This window comes from Terrabacter sp. Soil810, assembly GCF_001429645.1.
Taxonomy (GTDB): domain Bacteria; phylum Actinomycetota; class Actinomycetes; order Actinomycetales; family Dermatophilaceae; genus Terrabacter.
In genome coordinates this window covers 25,831-45,435 of record NZ_LMSW01000013.1, presented here as the reverse complement: position 1 = coordinate 45,435, position 19,605 = coordinate 25,831, and the positions used below count along the sequence as shown (strand labels likewise).

The window sequence follows — 19,605 nt, the reverse complement described above, 5'->3', positions numbered from 1 at the left end:
GGACGTAAGAGGCCTTCGTCCTGTCTTTCCCACCCGGCCTGTTCGGCGACGCCGATCGAGCGGATCGAGGACTTCAACGTGCGCTGAGCGGCTAGCGTCGGTGCATGGGGTGGTTCACCGACGCAGTGGCGTGGGTCCGCTCGCGGACCGGCGGTGCTCCGCGACCCGAGCCGCCGGCCCCCGACCAGCTGACGTCGGTGGAGGTGCTCGTCGGGCGGATGCACGAGATCGACCGCGCGCTGCCGTCGGGCGACGGCGTCGCGGCCTTCAACCGGATGTACCTCCGGGTCACCGAGCTCGTGCGGGACCGGCTCGTCGAGGGCTGGTTCGGCAACCCGGCCTTCGTGACGCGGCTCGACCTCGTCTTCGCCGGTCTCTACCTCGAGGCCGTCGGCGCGGGGACTCCCGACCCGTCGTGGGCGCCGCTCTTCAGCGCCCGGCTCGAGCCCGGCCGGGTCCCGATCCAGTTCGCGCTCGCCGGGATGAACGCCCACATCAACCACGACCTGCCGCTGGCCGTCGTCACGACGTGCCGCCAGTTCGGCCTGACGCCCGACAGCCCCGGGGTCGAGGCCGACTACCACCGCGTCAACGACCTGCTCGCCGCCGTCCAGGAGGACGTGCGGCGCTCCTTCCTCGACGGCATCGCCCTCGCCGTCGACGAGCAGTACGCCGGCCCGGTCGCGAACCTCGTCAGCGGCTGGAGCATCTCGCGCGCCCGCGACGCCGCGTGGACAAACGCCCGCGTGCTGTGGTCCCTCGAGGGCGTCGAGCCGTTGCGCACCGACTTCCTCGGGACGCTGTCGCGCACCGTGGGGATGGCGGGGCGCTACCTGCTGACGCCCGTCGCCGACCTCGCGCCCTGACGATCAGGCGGCGACCGGCGCGGCGACCGGCGCGGAGGCGGGCTCGAGCGGCCGCTCGGCGACGGCTCGGTCCGCGGCGGCGCGACGCTCCTCGACGCGGCGGTCCCGGAGCGCGGCCCGCAGTCGCCAGGCGCCGTAGACGGCGGCGAGGCTGATGACGAGGTGCAGTCCGAGGAAGCCGTTCGCGAGGCCCATGCCGAGCAGGGCGCCGGCGACGAGGGGCCCGACGGCCGAGAAGGTCGTCTGGATCGCCGTGAAGGTGCCGAGCGTCGTGCCGACGAGCCCGCGGGGAGCGAGGCTCGCGGTGAGCGGGTTGAGCACCGGGGCGTACATCGTCTCGCCGACGGCGAAGATGCCGAACGTCGTGACGAAGAGCGCCGAGGCGACCTCCGGCGTCAGCTGCGCGACGGACAGGACGACCCACGACAGCGTCCAGACGGCGCCCACGACCATGAGCAGGCTGGCCGCGTTGCGTCGCGCCGTGACGCGGACGACGACGACCTGCAGTGCGACGATGACGACGCAGTTGACGGCGGCGGCGAGGCCGATGGTGGACTCGTCGACGTCGAGCACGGTCAGGGCGTACGCCGGCAGCCCGGACTCGAACTGCGCGTAGAACCCGAGAGCCAGGGCCACCGCGACGACCGCGGTCCAGCGCAGCGCGGGCACGGCGAAGATCCGACGCAGGGCCTCCATCGTGCCGAGGCGGGTCTCGGCCTCGCCGGCGGCGAGGTCAGGAGCCACCTCGCTCGGCGCGCCGATGCCGGCGACGTGGATGAGCACGGCGGAGATCGCGAAGCCGGCGCCCGCCGCGACGAACGCGAACGTCATGCCGTCGGTGCGCGAGAGGTCGACGAACTGGCCGGCGACGAAGGCTCCGACGGCCATGCCGATGGCCTCGGCCGTGAACTTGTAGGCGAAGACCTTGCGTCGGTCGTCGCTCCCGGCCCAGCGCAGCACGAGGACCGAGGCGGCGGGGCCGGCGGCGGTCAGGCCGAAGCCGAAGACGAACATCCCGACGAGGAAGGCCGGGGCCGACCCGGCCCACACGAGGCTGCCGACGCCGACGGCGGCGAGCAGCTTGGCCACGACGGCGACGGTGACCGGGTTGAAGCGGTCGCTGAGGCGCCCGGCGAAGGGCGCGGCGACGAGTGCGCCGACCGAGAAGAGCGTGCTGGCCAGAGCGGCCGCGAGCGCGCCCCATCCGCGGGTGTTGGCCGCATACGCGTACTGGTAGGGCAGCACGGTGCCCCATCCGAGCATGCCGATGGACGACGCGAGGATGAGCAGCTTGGTGCGCATGGGTTTCACACCCTTTCCGGGATGGGGAGGCGGACTCCGGGAGTCAACGCAGCTTCGGTATCGAATATTTCGTCATCGAAGTTCGATTTCGAAAGACTAGCACCAGCCCCCACGGGTGCGACAATGCCTTTCCATGGCAGCGAAGCGACGACAGACCGCCCAGCAGGAGCACGCGGCCGACGTCTCCATCTATGTCGCCGCCGGTGGTGAGGAGTCGGTCCAGCGCGTCATCACCGCCGTGTACGCCGTGACGAAGAAGCTCGACCAGTGGTACGTCCGGCAGTTCGCCGACCTCGACCTGACCCAGGGGGAGTGGTCGGTGCTCGCCTCCCTGGCCCGCGCGGGCGACACGTGCCTCACCCCGAGCCAGCTCGCCGACCTGTCCAACGTCGCGCCCTCGTCGATGACCCACCGCCTCGACAAGATGGGAGGGCGCGGGCTGCTCCAACGGCGGCCCGACGAGTCCAACCGCACCCGCACGCTCGTCTCGCTGACGAAGGACGGGTGGGCTCTCTTCAGCGCGGCCGTCCGCGAGTCCAACGTCGTCGAGAGCGACACGCTGCGCGACCTGTCCGACGCCGAGCGTCACGAGCTCGCGCGGCTCCTCGAGATCGTCATCGCCGGCCTCGACGACATCGACGCCTGACCGACGAGTGGCTTCAGGCGTAGCGTCGCCGCATGAACCAGAACGGGCAGCCAGTCGCCCTCGTCACCGGAACCTCCTCGGGCATGGGCCTGCACACCGCGGTCGAGCTGGCCCGTCGCGGCCTCGTCGTCGTCGCGACGATGCGTGACACCTCCCGGGCGGCCGCCCTCACCGACGCCGCGGCCGAGGCGGGGGTCGAGCTCGACGTGCGCGCCCTCGACGTCACCGACCACGACGCCGCGCGGACCTGCGTCGAGGGGGTGCTCGCCGACCACGGTCACATCGACGTGCTCGTCAACAACGCCGGCCGGGGCGCCGTCGCCACGGCCGAGCAGCTGAGCCTCGACGAGATCCGCGCCCAGCTCGAGGTCAACTACCTCGGCCCCGTGGCCCTGACCAAGCTCGTCCTGCCGCCCATGCGCGCGGCGGGCCGGGGCACCGTGCTCACCGTGACGAGCGTCGGCGGGGCCGTGGGGCAGCCCTTCGCCGACGCCTACTGCGGTGCGAAGTTCGCCGTCGAGGGCTTCATGCAGTCGCTCGCGGTGGTCATGCTCGCCCACGGCGTGCACGTGTCGGTCATCGAGCCGGCCGCCGTCGCGAGCGACTTCGTCGGCAACCTCGCCCGTCCCGAGGGCGATCCCACCGACCCGTATGCCGCCCAGCTCGACGCCTATCGCGCGCGCTCCGCCGGGGCCTTCGCCAACGCGCAGTCCTCACAGGACGCCGCCGTGGCGATCGCCGACGCCGCGACGTCGACGGAGCACCGCTTCCGCTGGCAGACGTCCGAGGGTGCGACCGCCTTCGTCGGGATGTCGCTCGCCGACATCGACGGCAGCCGCGTGCTCGGCGTGACCCGGTCCTGGATCGAGTGAGTCCCTCGTTAGAGTCGCCACCGTGAGCTACCGCAGGCCCGTCCCGACGATCGGCGACCCGTCGTCGGCCGCCGAGCGGGCTCAGGCGCCCGACGCCTGGGCCCTGCGCGACGACCTCGCCTCGCTCGAGCGGGTCGTCGGTGCGCGGCGCGACATCCGCCGTTTCCGCCCCGACCCCGTGCCCGACGACGTGCTCACGGCGGTGCTGACGGCCGGCCACCGCGGCCCGTCGGTCGGGCACAGCCAACCGTGGCGCTTCGTCGTCGTCACCGAGGCCGCGACCCGCGACACCGCTGCCCTCATGGCCGACCGGTGCCGGCTGCGCCAGGCAGCCGGGATGGCGGAGGAGTCGGCCCGTGGCCTGCTCGACCTGCGCCTCGAGGGCATCCGCGAGGCGCCGGTCGGCGTCGTCGTCGCGTGCGACCGCCGCACCCCGGCCGCGGGGGTGCTCGGTCGCGCGACCTTCCCCGACGCCGACCTCTGGTCGTGCGCCGCCGCGATCGAGAACATGTGGCTGACGGCCCGCGCCCACGGCCTCGGCCTCGGCTGGGTGACGCTCTTCGAGCCGGCCGAGCTCGCCGACCTGCTCGGCCTGCCCGAAGGTGTGGAGACGCTCGGTTGGCTCTGCCTGGGCTGGCCCGACGAGCGGCCGCCCGAGCCCGGGCTCGAGCGCGCCGGGTGGAGCAAGCGGCTCCCGCTCGACGAGGTCGTCATGCGCGAGCGCTGGACCGAGCGCGACGCCCCGACCTCGCACCTGCGGGCGCCCGAGCCGGCCGACGTGGTCGCCGCGCGCGACCGCTCCGACGACCTCCTCACCGTCCCGGGCTCGCTCGGCGTCCTCGACACCGTCCTCGACCGCATCACCGCGCTGGCCGCGGTGGACGGTCGGGGCACCCTCGTCGTCGCGGCCGCGGACCACGCCGTGACGGCATACGACATCTCGGCCTTCGACCCGTCGGTCACCGCCGACGTGGCCCGGGCCACGCGCGAGGGGACGTCGATGGGCGCTGTCGCGGCCCGCGCCGCAGGTATGGACGTCGAGCTCGTCGATGCCGGGATCGGTTGCCGCAGAGGCGATCTCGTCGCTACAGACGCACTCGACAAGACGACGTATGCCGCCCTGCTGGGGCTCGGGCGCGACCGCGGTCGCGCGCTGGCGAGCGCCGGGCCCGTCGCCCTCGGCGAGGTCGGTGTCGGCAACACGACGGTGGCGGCCGCCCTGGCTGGGGCGCTGCTCGACGTGCCCGCCGACGAGGTCGTCGGCCGCGGGTCGTCCGCCGACACCGCGATGGTCGACCGCAAGCGCGACGTCGTGACGCGGGCGCTCGCCCGGGTCGGGCGCGTCGGCCCCGACGAGGCCGTCCGTCGCCTCGGTGGCGGGGAGCTCGCCGTCCTCACCGGCATCACGCTCGGCGTGGCCGAGTCCGGTGGTGTCGTGGTGCTCGACGGGCTCGCGACGGCGGTGTGCGCGCTCGCCGCCGTGCGCCTCGAACCGGCGGTCGCGGCGCACCTCGTCGCCGGCCAACGCTCACGTGAGAAGGCCCACGCCCTCGTGCTGCGCGAGCTCGGTCTCGAGCCCCTCCTCGACCTGCGGATCCGTGCGGGTGAGGGCGTCGGCGCGGCCCTCGCGACCGGCCTCGTCAAGGACGCACTGGCCCTGCGAGCAGGCGTCGCGCGCACCTCCACGGTTTGAGTCCGACGGCGGGACCCGCCTAGTTTGGGGTGGTTGTCCAACCGTCGAACTGCCCTCACGAGGGGCTGGGAGAATCCGCATGACCACACAGACCCAGGACCGACCACCGACTCCCGAGTCGCGCTCCAGCGCCGACGACCGAGCCTTCCTCGGGCACCCCAAGGGGCTGTCGACCCTCTTCTTCGTCGAGCTGTGGGAGCGCTTCTCCTACTACGGGATGCGCGCCATCCTGCTCTACTTCCTCATCGACACCGTGGCCAACGGCGGCCTCGGCATCGACGAGACGACCGGCACGGCCGTCGTCGCGATCTACGGCGCGTCCGTCTACCTCCTGTCGATCATCGGCGGCTTCACCGCGGACCGTCTCTTCGGCGCCCGGCGCTCGACCCTCTACGGCGCCATCGTCATCATGGCCGGCCACGTCTGCCTCGCGATCCCGGCGGCGGCGACCGCCTGGCTCGGGATCGCCCTCGTCGCGCTCGGCACCGGCCTGCTCAAGCCCAACGTCTCCGCGATGGTCGGCACGCTCTACAAGCCCGANCCCCGCCGTGACGGCGGCTTCTCGATCTTCTACATGTCGATCAACATCGGCTCGTTCTTCTCGCCGCTCGTCGTCGGCTGGCTGCGTGAGCACTATGGCTACCACGTCGGCTTCTCGGCCGCGGCGGTCGGCATGGCCATCGCCATCGTGTGGTTCGTCCTCGGCCGCAAGGCCCTCGGCCCCGCCGTCGACGACGTGCCCAACCCGCTCTCGCCCGAGGAGCGCGGCCGCGTCTCCGCCCTCGCCGTCGGTGCCGTCGTCGCCTTCACGGTCATCGTCGTCATCGCCGGCCTGTGGCGCGACACGGTGCTCGACCAGGTCATCGACGCGATCTCGATCATCGCCGTACTGACGCCGATCGCCTACTTCACGATGATGTTCCGCAGCCCCAAGGTCGAGCGCGAGGAGAAGTCGCACCTCGCCGCCTACGTCCCCCTGTGGATCGGCGCGATGCTCTTCTGGATGATCTTCGAGCAGGCCGCCGGCAAGATGGCGATCTTCGCCTCCGAGAACACGGTCACGGAGACGGCGGGCATCAGCATCAACCCCGAGTGGTTCCAGTCGATCAACCCGCTCGCCATCGTCCTGCTCGCACCGCTCTTCGGCTGGATCTGGACCAAGCGCGCCGGCCGCTCGCCGTCGACGCCGATGAAGTTCGTCCTCGGTGTCGCGATCATCGGCCTGTCGGCCCTCGCCATGTCGTGGGCGTTCGCCACGTTCCAGGACAACACCGCGCCGGTCTACATCCTCGGCGGCGTCTTCGTCATGCAGACGGTCGCCGAGCTCTGCCTCTCGCCGGTGGGCCTGTCGGCCACGACCCGTCTCGCGCCGCGCGCCTTCGCCAGCCAGGCGATGGCGCTCTGGTTCCTCGGCAGCGCCGCCGGCCAGGCCATCGCCGCCCAGCTCATCCAGGCGATGGGAGGCCTGAGCGACGCGGCGTACTACCTCGTCAACGGTGTCATCACGCTCGTCGTCGCCGGGGTGCTCCTCGCGCTCGTGCCGTGGATCCGGCGCAAGATGGCCACGGCCGAGCTGCACGCCACCGACCGGGTCGACAGCGTCGACCGCGTCGCGGTGCACTGACGTGATCGTCACCCTCGACGGCGTCACCCCGGCGGTCCACGAGACCGCCTGGGTGGCGCCCAGCGCCGACCTCGTCGGGGCCGTCGACCTCCGGGCGGGCTCGAGCGTCTGGTACACCGCCGTGCTCCGCGCCGATGTCGACCCCATCGTGCTCGGCGAGCGCAGCAACCTGCAGGACGGCGTCGTCGTGCACACCGACGCCGGGCACCCGACGAGCATCGGTGCCGGCGTCTCGGTCGGCCACCGCGCCGTGCTCCACGGCTGCACCATCGAGGACGACTGCCTCGTCGGCATGGGGTCGGTCGTGCTCAACGGCGCCCACATCGGCGCGGGCAGCCTCATCGCCGCGGGCGCCGTCGTGCCCGAGGGGGCGGTCATCCCGCCCCGGTCCCTCGTCGCCGGGGTGCCCGGGAGGGTCCGCCGCGAGATCGACGACCCCGGCCTTGCGCGCATCCGCGCCAATGCCGAGATCTACGTCGAGCTGGCCCGCCGCCACCGTGCGGCCACCAGCGCCTGAGCACGCGCACGCGCGGCGGCCGGCCACACGGCATACCCTCCGCTGGTTCGAGGTGATGTCGTGAGCGATGTCGGTGCCGGGATCACCTCGAACGAGCCGAACCCTCCGCTGGTTCGAGGTGATGTCGTGAGCGATGTCGGTGCCGGGATCACCTCGAACGGCGGGTCAGCGGAGCAGCAGGACCGCGGCGACGACGCCGGCGACGACGACGAGCACCCGGAAGAGCGTCGGCGGAAGGCGGCGGCCGATGCGGGCTCCGACGTAGCCGCCGACGACCGACCCTGCCGCGAGCAGCCCGATGGCCTGCCAGTCGAGGTCGGCGACGGCGACGAAGATGATGCCGGCGACGACGTTGCCGGCGAAGATCGCAAGGGTCTTGAGGGCGTTGACGACGCGCAGGTCGATGTCGAGCCCGAGCCCGAGGACGGCGACCATCATGACGCCGGAGCCCGCCCCGAAGTAGCCGCCGTACACGCCCGTCAGCAGCGCGAAGAAGGTCGTCACCGGTCCCATCCGGGTGCGCGGACCGAGGTCCTTGCCGCCGCGGGCGCGTAGGCGGCGCGCGACCCAGGGCTGCACGCCGACGAGCAGGCAGGTGAAGAGGATCAGCCACGGGGCGACGGCCTCAAAGACGCTCGACGGCAGGGCGAGCAGGAGGACCGCGCCGCCGACCGAACCGACCGCGCACGTGGCGACGACGGTCCACGTGATGCGTGGGTGCTCGCGCAGCTCGGCCCGGTAGCCGAACGACCCGCTGACGCCCGCGGGGACGAGCCCGACGGTGTTGGACGCGTTGGCGACGACGGGTGGGAGCCCCACGGCGAGCAGGACCGGGAAGCTGAGGAGCGAGGCGACCCCGACCGTCGTCGTGAGGATGCCGGCGCCGAGACCCGCCCCGAGCACCGCGAGCATCTGGAGGGACGTCACGACCCGTCTCGCAGCAGCGCCACGTCGCTGACCATGACGACGTGGGCGTGCATCGCGGCCGCGGCTGCCTCGGGGTCGCAGGCGCGGATGGCGTCGGCGATGGCCTGGTGCCCGACGAGGGAGTCGGCCGGCCGGCCGGGCTGGGAGAGCGACTCGATGCGCGTCTCGCGGACGAGGTCGCGGATCTCGTCCATGAGGCGGGCGAGCAGGAGCGAGTGGGCGGCTGCGGTCACGGCGCCGTGGAAGCGCTCGTCGCCCTCGACACCGCGCCCACCGGCCTCGATGTCGCGGGCCATCTCGGCCAGAGCCTCGTCGATGCGGGCGAGGTCGTCGGCGGTGCGGCGGGCCGCCGCGAGTGCCGCGATCTTCGTCTCGAGGGCGTCGCGGGTGTCGATGATCTCGGGGAGCCGGTGGGCGTGGGCGTGGATCGCCTCGACGATCCGGCGCGGGCCGGGGGCGTCGGACAGAACGGTGCCGTCGCCGTGCCGGACCGTCACGACGCCGATCACCTCGAGGGCGACGAGGGCCTGGCTCAGGGTGGCGCGGCTGACGCCGAGGCGCTGCGCGAGCTCGCGCTCGGGGGGCAGCCGGTCGCCCGTCGTGAGACCGTTCGAGTCGATCCACGACGTGATCTGCTCGGCCACCTGTTCGTAGAGCCGGGTCCTCGTGAGGCGCGGCAGCCCCGATGTCGACATGGGGTCACTCTATTGACAGTTGGACAATTGACCTATTGGCTAGGCCACTGAGCCAGCCATGAGCCTCGTCACCACGGCGTTCCTCATGCAGGCGAACCGGCCCGACACCACCAGCGAACCGGTGTACTACAAACAGATCCTCACCTACAGCGTCAACGTGGTCATCGCCGGCCCGTTGCTCGTGTGGGCCGCCCCGATCCTCCCCGGATGGTGAACGAATGACCGCTCTCGGCCCCCTCTCCGACATCCTCGTCGTCGACCTCTCGCGCGCCCTCGCGGGTCCGCACGCCACGATGATGCTCGCCGACCAGGGCGCACGCGTCATCAAGGTCGAGGCCCCCGGACGCGGGGACGACACCCGTGGCTGGGGTCCGCCCTTCGTCGGCGAGGAGGGTCGACGCGAGTCGACGTACTTCCTGTCGGCCAACCGCAACAAGGAGTCGATCACCCTCGACCTCAAGGACGAGACGGACCGCGACGTCCTGCTCGCGCTCGTCGACCGGGCCGACGTGCTCGTCGAGAACTTCCGCACCGGCGTGCTCGAGCGGCTCGGCCTGGGCATCGACTCGCTCATGGAGCGCAACCCGCGGCTCGTCGTGCTCTCGATCACCGGCTTCGGCCACGACGGCCCCGAGGGCGGCCGCGCCGGCTATGACCAGATCGCCCAGGGCGAGGCCGGGGTCATGTCGCTCACCGGCTCCGGGCCCGACGACCCGCAGCGCGTCGGGGTCCCGATCGCCGACCTGCTCTCCGGGATGTACGGCGCCTACGGCGTCGTCGCGGCCCTCAACGAGCGGCACCGCACCGGCAAGGGCACCGTCGTGCGCACCTCGCTGCTGGCAGCGGTCGTCGGCGTGCACGCCTTCCAGGGCACCCGGTGGACGGTGGCCGGGGAGGTGGGCCGCTCGGCCGGCAACCACCACCCGTCGATCAGCCCCTACGGGCTCTTCCACTGCCGCGACGGCTCCGTGCAGATCGCCGTCGGCAGCGAGGGGCTGTGGCAGCGGCTGTGCGCGGCCTTCGGGCTCGACCCGGCGGCCGAGGGGCTCGCGACGAACGCCGAACGCGTCGCCGAGCGCGAGCGGGTCATCGAGGTCGTCGAGGCGGCCTTCGCCGACTGGGACGCCGAGCCGTTGCTGGCCCGGCTCGCCGAGGTCGGCGTGCCGGCGGGCAAGGTGCGCAGCCTCGACGAGGTGTATGCGTGGGACCAGACCGCGAGCCAGGGCCTGCTCGTCGAGGTCGATCACCCGACGCTCGGACCGCTGACACTGCCCGGGCCGCCCCTGCGCTTCTTCGACGGCGACGGCACCGAGGTGACCCGCCGCCACCACGACGCACCGCCCACCCTCGACGAGGACGGCGCGGCGATCCGCGCCTGGCTGAAGGAGGAGTGATGCCGCGCCGACCGTGGACCGCGCGCGAGCTGCTCGACCTCGTGCTCGACGCCGGCTCCTTCGAGTCGTGGGACGAGCCGATCGACATCAGTGGCCAGCCCGAGGACTACCGCCGGCAGCTCGAGGCGGCGGCCGCCAGGGCCGGCACCGATGAGTCCGTGCTGACCAGGCGCGGCCTCGTACGTGGTCGGCCCGTGGCCGTCGTCGTCAACGAGTTCCGCTTCCTCGCCGGATCGATCGGACGCGCCGCGGCCGAGCGCATCACGGCTGCCGTCAGGCGGGCCACCGCGGAGGGCCTGCCCGTCCTCGCCTTCACCGCGTCGGGCGGCACGCGCATGCAGGAGGGGACGCCCGCGTTCATCGAGATGGTCGAGATCTCACGGGCGCTCATGGCCCACCGGCAGCCCGGTTGCCCTATCTCGTGCACCTGCGCCACCCGACGACCGGGGGCGTGTACGCGTCGTGGGGGTCCCTCGGGCACGTGACCGTCGCCGAGCCCGGCGCCCTCGTCGGCTTCCTCGGTCCCAAGGTCTACGAGGCGCTCAACGGCGAGCCCTTCCCGTCCGGCGTGCAGACGGCCGAGAACCTCGCCGCCAAGGGGGTGCTCGACGCCGTCGTGGCGGCCGAGGACCTGCCGATGCTCGTCGACCGCGCGCTCGGCGTCCTCGTCGACGGTCCGACGCTGCCGCGCCTCGACCACCGCGCGGGTGAGCCGAGCCGGCACCTGTCCGCGTGGGAGTCCATCGAGGTGACGCGTCGCCCCGACCGGGCCGGCGTGAGGGAGCTGCTCCGCTAAGCGCCAGCGGACTGAGTGCTCAGGTCGGGGTGAGGTCGACGAGGTGCAGGTGCAGGGGTGCGCCGCTGGGGGCGGGGTAGCGCCGTCCGAGTCTGGCTGGTGGTCTGTGTCGGTCTGGCTGTTTCTGGTCGACGTCGGGGTCTGGGTTGGGGTCGGGGGCCGGGGTGAGGTGTGGTGGGTGCGGGGTTGGTGGTCGATGGGGTGGGCCGATGAGCAGGCCGGTGTCGGTGTGGAAGGTCNGTCGGGTCGGGTGGGGTCGCCGGTGATGGTGAACTCGCCGCGGTGGTGGCCGTCGTGGTGGAAGGGGCACAGGCCCAGGAGGTTGGTGGTGTCGGTGGGTCCACCGTCGCGCCAGTGCTGGAGGTGGTGGATCTCGAGGTTTCGGGTGCTCCCGCAGCCGGGGAACCGGCAGCCGCGGTCCCGGTCGAGGACCAGGACCCGGGTGCGGTGCGGGACGACGCGTTGGCTNNGGAGGCGGGGTCGGCCGGTGAGCCAGCCGCCGTCGGTGTCGAGGTGGACCTGCACCCTGTATCGGGCCCGCCGCGCGGCCCCACCCGAACCACCGGCACCGTGACTGCCGGTCGTGGTGGTGGTGGCGGCGTCGAGGGAGCGGGTGGCGAGCACGGTCAGGGCGTCGGCCCAGGTGATGCGGGGCCGGCCGCCGTCGGTCTCGGTCCAGGTCGGGTGCAGCACGTCCCCGTTGAGCAGCTGCCGGTCGGTCTGGCCGCCGCCGTCGGTGTCGTCACCGCTGGTGAGGGTGTGGAAGAGGTGGTCCTTCGCCTCCGCCAACGCTGACTCGATGAGGGCGCCGACCTCGGCGGGCGCGTCATAACGCAGCCGGAACCGCCCCTCGGCGTCCGTCCCCATCGTCAGGCGGGCCGGCTCGACCGGCGTGGCCTTCACCCCGGTGGTGGACGCGGTGTCCTCCTCGGACCCTTCGTCGGGTTGGAGGGTGAAGTCGTAGCGGGTGACGGAGCGTTGCAGCTGGGTGACGGTCGCGTGCTGCGCGAACTCGGCGGCCGTCGCGTCGAACGCGGCGGGGGTGTGCCGGGCCACGACCGCGGCCTGGTCCAGGCTGATCCGCCCCTCCCGCAGCGCGGCGGCCGTGGCGGGCAGCTCCCGGGCGCGGCGGGCGAGCAGGATCACCGCGCCCGCCTGGCCCCGGGACAGTCCCGCGCGCAGCATCAGCCAGTGCTCGGGTGAGCGCAGACCGCCGGCCTGCCACGACCCCTCCGACAGGACGGTGNGGGACGCGACGTGCTCCCAGTCCTGCTCGATCTGCTGCGCGGTCCGGCTCTGCTCCATACCCTCTATCGTACAGGTGTTCGAACGACACGACAAGACTTGTCCACACGAAATCCACTGTCCCGCAACACAACTCGTAGCGAACCGTCAGCGGAAGCGGGCGGCGAACTCGCCCGGCGTCATGCCTGTCGCCTTGCGGAAGTCACGGGTGAAGTGCGCCTGGTCGGCGTAGCCCAGGTCGACCGCGATGCCGGCCAGCTCGGCCTCGGAGTCGCGCAGACGGTCCGCCGCCTCCTGGAGCCGGCGACGACGGATGAGCCACTTGGGTCCGAGCCCGATCCGCTTGTGCAGCAGGCGTTGCAGGGTGCGCTCGTTGATGTCGAAGCGAGCGCACAGGTCGTCGACACGCAGCAGCTCGGGCGAGGTCTCGACGTCCTCGATGATGGCGTTGACGATGAGGCCCTCGTCGTCGACGGGCAGCAGCGGCCGCAGGGCGTCCTCGACGACCTCGCGTGCGTCCGCGTGCGCCGCGGGCGACCTCGGGTCGGGCCGCATCAGCGACCGCACGCGCCTGGTGAGGCCCGGGCCGTCGATCGTCGTCACCGTCGACAGGTCGACGTAGCGGTCGGTCATCCGGCGCACGGGCTCACCGGTCAGGAGGTGTCCGGCTGCGGGCTGGAGCATGAGACCGACCGCCCAGCCGCGCCCGGTGAGCATGGTGTGCGAGAGGCCGGACACGACCCCGTAGAAACGGGCGTAGGTGTCGGAGACGACGACGAGGCACACGGGGTACTGCAGCACCCGCTGCACCGAGTCGCGTCCTTCCGGCACGTCCCACACCGGGATCCAGAACCGGCGGGCGAGGTCGGTGAGGTCCGGGGAGACGGAGGCGCGGGCGATCGACCACGTGTGGTCGGTGGGGTCGACGAGGTGGGCCCGCTCGATGTCGTCGCGGGCCGCCGTCCGTCCTGCGCCGGTGGACGTCGTCACGAGGGGAAAGTACCAAGACCCACCGACGGCGGGCTTCCTGGCGTGACCCCCCATGACCTCGACCACCCCCTCAGCCGTCGGACGCCCGCGAGGGCCTGAGCGGTCAACGCGCCCAGAGGTACTCGACCTCGGGACGTCCCGCGCCGGCATACCTCGACCGTCGCACGGCGACCCTGGTCTCACAGAGGTACTCGGCGTAGCGGCGCGCGGTGACCCGGCTGACGCCGAGCTCCTCTCCGAGCTCGGTCGCCGAGCGGCCCGTGTCGGCGTCGCGCAACAGGCGTGAGACGCGAGCGAGCAGCTCCTCGCCCATCCCCTTGGGCAGCCGCGCCTCGGTCGCCACGCGCGCGCCGGCGAAGACCTCGTCGACCTCGGCCTGCGTGCCGATCTCGGCGCCGCTCGTCACCTGGTCGCGGTAGGCGCGGTAGGCGAGCAGCCGCTCGCGCAGCGTCGCGAAGACGAAGGGCTTGAGGAGGTACTGCACGATCCCGAGCGACACGGCGGCGCGGACGACGTCGAGGTCCCGCGCCGACGTGACCGCGATGACGTCGGCGCGGTGGCCGGCGGCACGCATGGCGCGCACGACGTCGAGACCGTGCCGGTCGGGGAGGTTCATGTCGAGCAGGACGACGTCGATCTCCTTGTCCTGCAAGGTCTTCAGCGCCGCCTGGGACGTGCCCACGGTCGCGACGACCTCGAAGCCGTCGACGCGGCCGACGTATGCCGTGTGGGCCTCGGCCGCGATCGGCTCGTCCTCGACGACGAGGACCCGCAGCACCGCGGACACCGGTGGCTCAGTCATCGCCACCACCCGCCGGCAGCCGCACCGTGAACGTCGCACCCGGCGGACCCGACACCTCGAGCGTCCCCCCGAGCCGGTCGACGGTCTGCCCCACGAGGGCCAGCCCGATGCCGCGGCGCCCGGCGCTGCCCTGCTCCTTCGTCGACCAGCCGCGCCGGAAGGCGTCGTCGACCGCGCCCGGCGGCAGGCCCGGCCCGTCGTCGGAGACCTCGAGGACGGCATACGCGTCCTCGACCCGGGAGTCGAAGCGCACGTGCCGCTCCGGCCGGGGGGTCCCGGGCTCGCCGGCCACGGCATCGAGGGCGTTGTCGATGAGGTTGCCCGCGATGGTCACGACGTCCCGGGTGGGCGCGACGTCGCGCGGCCAGTGCGCCCCCGGCTCGATCTCGAAGGCGATGCCGCGCTCGTGCGCCTCGGCCGCCTTGCCGAGCAGCAGCGCCGTGAGCGCCGGCTCGTCGACCGAGCCGACGACGCGGTCGGTGAGCAGCTGCGAGACCTGCAGCTCGTCCGTGGCGAAGTCCAGCGCGCGGTCGGTGTGCCCGAGCTCGATGAGGCTGACGATGGTGTGGAGCCGGTTGGCCGACTCGTGCGCCTGCGACCGGAGCGCCTCGGTGAGGCCGCGGGCCGAGTCGAGCTCGCCCGTCAGGGCCTCGAGATCGGTGCGGTCGCGCAGGGTCGCGACGTGGCCGAGCAGGCGCCCCTGCCAGCGCGCCGGGCCGCGGTTGAGCACGAGCACCCGGGCCGACGTCACGTGCAGCTCGTCCTCGTGGGCGGCGTCGTCGGTGAGCGCGGCCGTCAGGGCCGGCGTCAGTCCCAGCTCGGCGACCGGTCGACCCACGGCGTCGGCGGGCAGGGCGAGGAGCCGGGTCGCCTCGTCGTTCGCGAGCCGGAGCCGGCCGTCGAGATCGGTGATGATGAGGCCCTCGGTGACGGCGTGGAGGACGGCGTCGTAGTACTCGTACATCTCGCGCAGCTGCTGCTCGCCGAGGCCGTGCGTCTGTCGTCGGATGCGGCGGGACACCAGACCCGTCCCGAGCCCCGACAGCAGCGCCGCCACGAGTCCCGCGAGCAGCAGCCCCGGCAGCTGGGCGCGCACCCGCTCGCCGACCGCCGACTTGCGGATGCCGACGGAGACGAGCGCCACGACCGTGCCCTGGTCGGTCACGGGGACCACGACCCGCGACGACGGCCCGAGGGTGCCGGTGTAGTCCTCCTCGACGACCCCGCCCGCGAGCGCCGCCTCCGTGTGGCCGAGGAACGTCTTCCCGATCTGGGTCGGGTCGGGATGGGTGTAGCGGATCGCGTCGCGGCTCATGACGACGACGAAATCGGTGCCCGACTCGACCCGCACGCGCTCGGCGTAGGGCTGGAGCGCGGCCGACGGGTCGGGACCCTGCACGCCGGCGACGACGTCGGGCGTCGCGGCCATCGTCTCGGCCACCGCGAGGGCGCGGGCGATGGCCTCCTGGTCACCGGCCCGCTGCGCCTGGCCGTACACCCCGGCGAGCCCGGCGGCGACGACGAGCACGGCGATGAGCACCTGCAGCGCGAAGGTCTGCCCCGCGACGCTCCAGCGACCGGGTGCACCGAGCACCCGGGTGGCGGTCGACGAGAGCGAGCTCAACGGCATACCTCGGGCCGCGAGAACTCAATGAACACAAAGGTGACCCTAGTCACTGGCCACGGCAGCCTCGTCACATTCACCGGTCCCGCGCCCAGCGTGGGACCCAGCCAACGGAGGTCACCGTGAGTTCCACCGCCGACAGCGCCGTCGACGCCCAGCCGGGCTCGGCACCCAAGCGCGACCGCACCCATTTCCTCTACATCGCCGTCATCGTCGCCATGGTGGCGGGCATCCTCGTGGGATGGGCCTTCCCCGAGGTGGGCAAGAGCCTCAAGCCCCTCGGCACCGGCTTCGTCAACCTCATCAAGATGATGATCACGCCGATCATCTTCTGCACCATCGTCCTCGGCATCGGCTCGGTCCGGAAGGCCGCCCAGGTCGGCAAGGTCGGCGGTCTCGCCCTCGGCTACTTCATCACGATGTCGACGGTGGCCCTCGCGATCGGCCTCGTCGTCGGCAACATCATCAAGCCGGGCGACAGCCTCAACCTGACGGCCGCGGTCGCGGAGTCCGGGCAGTCGCAGATCGCCGCCGAGTCGGAGGGCACGGTCGACTTCCTCCTCGGCCTCATCCCCGACACGCTGGTCTCCGCGCTGACGTCGGGCTCGGTGCTCCAGGCACTGCTCATCGCGCTCCTCGTCGGCTTCGCGCTCCAGCAGATGGGCAAGACCGGTGAGCCGATCCTCCATGCCATCAAGTACCTCGAGCGCCTCGTCTTCCGCCTCATGGCGATGATCATGTGGGCCGCCCCGATCGGCGCGTTCGGCGCGATGGCCGCCCTCGTCGGTGCCACCGGCATCGGCTCGCTCAAGAGCCTGGGCCTGCTCATGGTCGCCTTCTACGCGACGTGCGCGATCTTCGTCTTCGCCTTCCTCGGCAGCATCCTCAAGGTCGTCACGGGGATGAACGTCTTCTCGCTCTTCCGCTACCTCGGCCGCGAGTTCCTCCTCATCCTGTCGACGTCGTCGTCGGAGTCGGCCCTGCCGCGCCTCATCGCCAAGATGGAGCACCTCGGCGTCTCCCGCCCGGTCGTCGGCATCACCGTGCCGACCGGCTACTCCTTCAACCTCGACGGCACCGCGATCTACCTGACGATGGCGAGCCTCTTCATCGCCGAGGCCATGGACAAGCCGTTCAGCATCGGCGAGCAGATCTCGCTCCTCGTCTTCATGATCATCGCGAGCAAGGGCGCTGCGGGCGTCAGCGGCGCCGGTCTGGCGACCCTCGCCGGTGGCCTCCAGTCGCACCGCCCCGACCTCGTGCCCGGCGTCGGCTTCATCGTCGGCATCGACCGCCTCATGAGCGAGGCCCGCGCGCTGACGAACTTCGCCGGCAACGCCATCGCGACCGTCCTCATCGGCACCTGGGTGGGCGAGATCGACCGCGACAAGGCGTCGCGCGTCCTCTCCGGCCAGGACCGCTTCGACGAGGCGAGCATGCTCGACCACGACGACGAGGTCCTGGACGACCAGGTCCCGGACGCACGCAGTCACGAGCCCGAGCTCGTCGGCGCCAGTCGCTGACACGACCGTCGAAGGGCCGCGAACCTGCCGGGTTCGCGGCCCTTCTCCGTGGTCGTGGCCCATGTCACTCCTGCGCGTAGGGCACTTCGGGAACCTTTGGCACACATAGGGATTCCCGCTTGCGTATGCCGTCTGCCACGTCCCTGGACCGCGCTCGCTTTGCGCTCGTCCCCCCATCTTCGACACAGTGGACGCTTCTTCGAGACATCTGTGACACGTAACTGTGAGGAGACAGACGGCACCTCGTCGGGGTGCCGTCCATGACGTATGAGTGAACTGACCAAGAGTCCCGACGACGCGCTGCACCCGGCGCTCGAACCGCCACCCGTGAACCACGAGGAGGCCGCACCCTCCCGGGTCGACACGGTCGTCTTCGGCGTCGCGGCGGCTGTCGCCATCGCGTTCGTGCTGTGGGGCGCCCTCGACACCGAGAGCCTCAGCGCGAGCGCCACCGCCGGCCTCGACTTCGTCGTCCACAACACCGGCTGGCTCTTCTCGCTCGTCGCCTCCGGCTTCGTCGTCTTCGTCATCTGGCTGGCCGCGAGCAAGTACGGCAACATCCCCCTCGGCGGTGACGGCGAGGCCCCCGAGTTCCGCACGTCGTCGTGGGTGGCGATGATGTTCTCCGCCGGCATGGGCATCGGCCTGATGTTCTACGGCGTCACCGAGCCGCTCACCCACCTCGTGACCCCGCCGCCCGGCACCGGTGCCAAGGGCAACCCCGAGGCCGTGCAGACCGCGATGGCCACGACGATGTTCCACTGGTCGCTGCACCCGTGGGCCATCTACGGGGTCGTCGGTCTCGCCGTCGCGTACGGCGTGTTCCGCAAGGGCCGCTCGCTGCTCATCAGCTCGGCCTTCGCCCCGCTCTTCGGCGAGAAGCGTGCGAACGGCCCGGCCGGCCGCGTCATCGACATCTTCGCGATCTTCGCGACGCTCTTCGGCTCCGCGACCTCGCTCGGCCTCGGCGCCCTGCAGATCGGCTCCGGCCTCGAGATCGTCGGCGGCATCGGCACGGTCGGCAACGGCGTGCTCATCGGCATCATCGCCGTCCTGACCGTCTGCTTCATCCTCTCGGCCGTCTCCGGCATCGAGAAGGGCATCCAGTGGCTCTCGAACATCAACATGGTGCTCGCCCTGGCTCTCGCCTTCTTCGTCTTCGTCGTCGGCCCGACGGTCTTCATCCTCAACCTCGTGCCGACGACCATCGGCTCCTACTTCAAGGACCTCGCGATGATGTCGGCCCGCACCGACGCCGCGGGTGGCGACGGCATGAAGGACTGGCTCGCGGGCTGGACGATCTTCTACTGGGCCTGGTGGGTCAGCTGGACGCCGTTCGTCGGCATGTTCATCGCGCGCATCTCGCGTGGCCGCACGATCCGCCAGTTCGTCTCCGGCGTGCTGCTCGTGCCGTCCGTCGTCTCGCTCATCTGGTTCGCCATCTTCGGCGGCGCGGGCATCGACCAGCAGCAGAACGGCCAGGACATCGCCGGGCAGGCCTCGCCCGAGGGCTCGCTCTTCGCGATGCTCGGCAACCTTCCCTGGCCGACCGTGACCGCGGTCGTCGTCATGCTCCTCGTCGCGATCTTCTTCGTGTCGGGTGCCGACGCCGCGTCGATCGTCATGGGCACGCTCTCGGAGAAGGGCACGCTCGAGCCGTCGAAGAAGACCGTGGTCTTCTGGGGCGCGGCCACGGGTGCCGTCGCCGCGACCATGCTGCTCATCGGCGGCGAGGACGCCTTGTCGGGCCTGCAGAACGTCACGATCGTCGCGGCCCTGCCCTTCCTCGTGATCATGGTCGGGTTGGCCGTCGCGCTCGTGAAGGACCTGTCGCGCGACCCGCAGGTCGTCCGGCGCCAGTATGCCGTCGCGGCCGTCGAGCACGCCGTCGTCGCGGGCGTCAGCGAGCACGGTGACGACTTCTCGCTCACGGTGCAGGAGACCGCGCCCGGCGAGGGCGTCGGCGAGATGGTCCAGACCGACCCCGTCGCCGACCCGGTCGTGGCCGAGGACGTCGCGGCGCAGGACGGGCTGGGCGGCGCGGTCGACGAGCAGACCGAGAAGGTCGGCGCGTCGATGCGCCTCTGAC

At 72.0% G+C, this 19,605-nt stretch carries 18 protein-coding genes and 2 pseudogenes; 12 read left to right on the top strand and 8 right to left on the bottom strand.

The genetic code is table 11. The features are described from left to right. Positions 1-104: 104 nt before the first annotated feature. Positions 105-866 (top strand): DUF5995 family protein, encoded by a 762-nt coding sequence (locus ASG96_RS17010; RefSeq protein ID WP_057588718.1) that lies wholly within the window; start codon positions 105-107, stop codon positions 864-866. A gap of 3 nt (positions 867-869) precedes the next feature. On the opposite strand, the gene ASG96_RS17005 is transcribed toward ASG96_RS17010, so the two are convergent. Further along, a complete protein-coding gene (locus ASG96_RS17005; RefSeq protein WP_057588717.1) occupies positions 870-2,168 on the bottom strand; it encodes an MFS transporter in 1,299 nt (432 codons plus the stop codon). Between the two features lie 133 nt (positions 2,169-2,301). Here ASG96_RS17005 and ASG96_RS17000 point away from each other — a divergent pair, with 133 nt between their 5' ends. From ASG96_RS17000 to ASG96_RS16980, 6 genes and pseudogenes are all read left to right on the top strand, one after another. Beyond that, positions 2,302-2,814, top strand: a complete 513-nt coding sequence (locus ASG96_RS17000; RefSeq protein WP_056751315.1) for a MarR family winged helix-turn-helix transcriptional regulator — start codon at positions 2,302-2,304, stop codon at positions 2,812-2,814. A gap of 32 nt (positions 2,815-2,846) precedes the next feature. Then, positions 2,847-3,686, top strand: coding sequence for an SDR family NAD(P)-dependent oxidoreductase (locus tag ASG96_RS16995; protein WP_056751319.1), 840 nt, complete (start codon positions 2,847-2,849; stop codon positions 3,684-3,686). Between the two features lie 22 nt (positions 3,687-3,708). Further along, on the top strand, positions 3,709-5,379 hold the full coding sequence (gene bluB, locus ASG96_RS16990) for a 5,6-dimethylbenzimidazole synthase (RefSeq protein WP_056751322.1): 1,671 nt from the start codon (positions 3,709-3,711) through the stop codon (positions 5,377-5,379). A gap of 79 nt (positions 5,380-5,458) precedes the next feature. Beyond that, a pseudogene (locus ASG96_RS24280) lies at positions 5,459-5,919 on the top strand (oligopeptide:H+ symporter); the annotation flags it as partial. 1 nt (position 5,920) lies between these two features. Next, positions 5,921-7,003: peptide MFS transporter (locus ASG96_RS16985; protein WP_235509206.1), on the top strand; the 1,083-nt coding region annotated here is incomplete at its 5' end. Between the two features lies 1 nt (position 7,004). Next, positions 7,005-7,520, top strand: coding sequence for a gamma carbonic anhydrase family protein (locus tag ASG96_RS16980; protein ID WP_056751327.1), 516 nt, complete (start codon positions 7,005-7,007; stop codon positions 7,518-7,520). A 165-nt stretch (positions 7,521-7,685) separates the two neighbouring features. Here ASG96_RS16980 and ASG96_RS16975 read toward each other — a convergent pair whose 3' ends face one another. Both ASG96_RS16975 and ASG96_RS16970 read right to left on the bottom strand, forming a co-directional pair. Continuing rightward, positions 7,686-8,447, bottom strand: coding sequence for a sulfite exporter TauE/SafE family protein (locus ASG96_RS16975; protein ID WP_057588715.1), 762 nt, complete (start codon positions 8,445-8,447; stop codon positions 7,686-7,688). Then, complete coding sequence (locus ASG96_RS16970) at positions 8,444-9,142, bottom strand: FadR/GntR family transcriptional regulator (RefSeq protein WP_057588714.1); 699 nt, start codon at positions 9,140-9,142, stop codon at positions 8,444-8,446. The genes ASG96_RS16975 and ASG96_RS16970 overlap by 4 nt, the downstream gene beginning before the upstream one ends. Before the next feature lie 58 nt (positions 9,143-9,200). Here ASG96_RS16970 and ASG96_RS23360 point away from each other — a divergent pair, with 58 nt between their 5' ends. The 3 genes and pseudogenes from ASG96_RS23360 to ASG96_RS16960 all read left to right on the top strand — a co-directional run. After that, the gene (locus ASG96_RS23360) at positions 9,201-9,356 is read left to right on the top strand and encodes a hypothetical protein (RefSeq protein ID WP_157610958.1); all 156 of its coding nucleotides are present in this window, start codon (positions 9,201-9,203) and stop codon (positions 9,354-9,356) included. A gap of 4 nt (positions 9,357-9,360) precedes the next feature. Then, entirely contained in the window at positions 9,361-10,536 is a 1,176-nt protein-coding gene (locus ASG96_RS16965) for a CaiB/BaiF CoA-transferase family protein (protein WP_057588713.1), read from the top strand. After that, positions 10,536-11,329 (top strand): annotated as a pseudogene (locus ASG96_RS16960) (carboxyl transferase domain-containing protein); the annotation flags it as partial. The gene ASG96_RS16965 and the pseudogene ASG96_RS16960, both read left to right, overlap by 1 nt. Positions 11,330-11,572: 243 nt before the next feature. Here the strand turns inward: ASG96_RS16960 and ASG96_RS24705 are convergent. From ASG96_RS24705 to ASG96_RS16940, 5 genes are all read right to left on the bottom strand, one after another. Continuing rightward, on the bottom strand, positions 11,573-11,704 hold a 132-nt coding region (locus ASG96_RS24705), incomplete at its 3' end, for an HNH endonuclease signature motif containing protein (RefSeq protein ID WP_369813624.1). A 98-nt stretch (positions 11,705-11,802) separates the two neighbouring features. Next, positions 11,803-12,517 (bottom strand): DUF222 domain-containing protein (locus ASG96_RS24275; protein ID WP_235509220.1); only part of this gene is annotated, 715 nt, incomplete at its 3' end. Between the two features lie 207 nt (positions 12,518-12,724). Beyond that, positions 12,725-13,567: an AraC family transcriptional regulator gene (locus tag ASG96_RS16950; RefSeq protein ID WP_057588711.1), complete on the bottom strand. Its 843-nt coding sequence runs from the start codon at positions 13,565-13,567 to the stop codon at positions 12,725-12,727. A 103-nt stretch (positions 13,568-13,670) separates the two neighbouring features. After that, on the bottom strand, positions 13,671-14,369 hold the full coding sequence (locus ASG96_RS16945) for a response regulator (protein ID WP_056754286.1): 699 nt from the start codon (positions 14,367-14,369) through the stop codon (positions 13,671-13,673). After that, the gene (locus ASG96_RS16940) at positions 14,362-15,993 is read right to left on the bottom strand and encodes a sensor histidine kinase (RefSeq protein WP_235509205.1); all 1,632 of its coding nucleotides are present in this window, start codon (positions 15,991-15,993) and stop codon (positions 14,362-14,364) included. Before ASG96_RS16940 ends, ASG96_RS16945 begins: the two co-directional genes overlap by 8 nt. A gap of 122 nt (positions 15,994-16,115) precedes the next feature. Between ASG96_RS16940 and ASG96_RS16935 the strand changes: the two genes are divergently transcribed. Together ASG96_RS16935 and ASG96_RS16930 are read left to right on the top strand one after the other, a co-directional pair. Next, positions 16,116-17,516 carry a cation:dicarboxylate symporter family transporter gene (locus tag ASG96_RS16935; protein ID WP_057588709.1) on the top strand — a complete coding sequence of 467 codons (1,401 nt, stop codon included), beginning with the start codon at positions 16,116-16,118 and terminating at the stop codon, positions 17,514-17,516. Positions 17,517-17,783: 267 nt separating this feature from the next. Then, on the top strand, positions 17,784-19,604 hold the full coding sequence (locus ASG96_RS16930) for a BCCT family transporter (RefSeq protein ID WP_057588708.1): 1,821 nt from the start codon (positions 17,784-17,786) through the stop codon (positions 19,602-19,604). The last annotated feature ends 1 nt before the right edge of the window (position 19,605 follow it).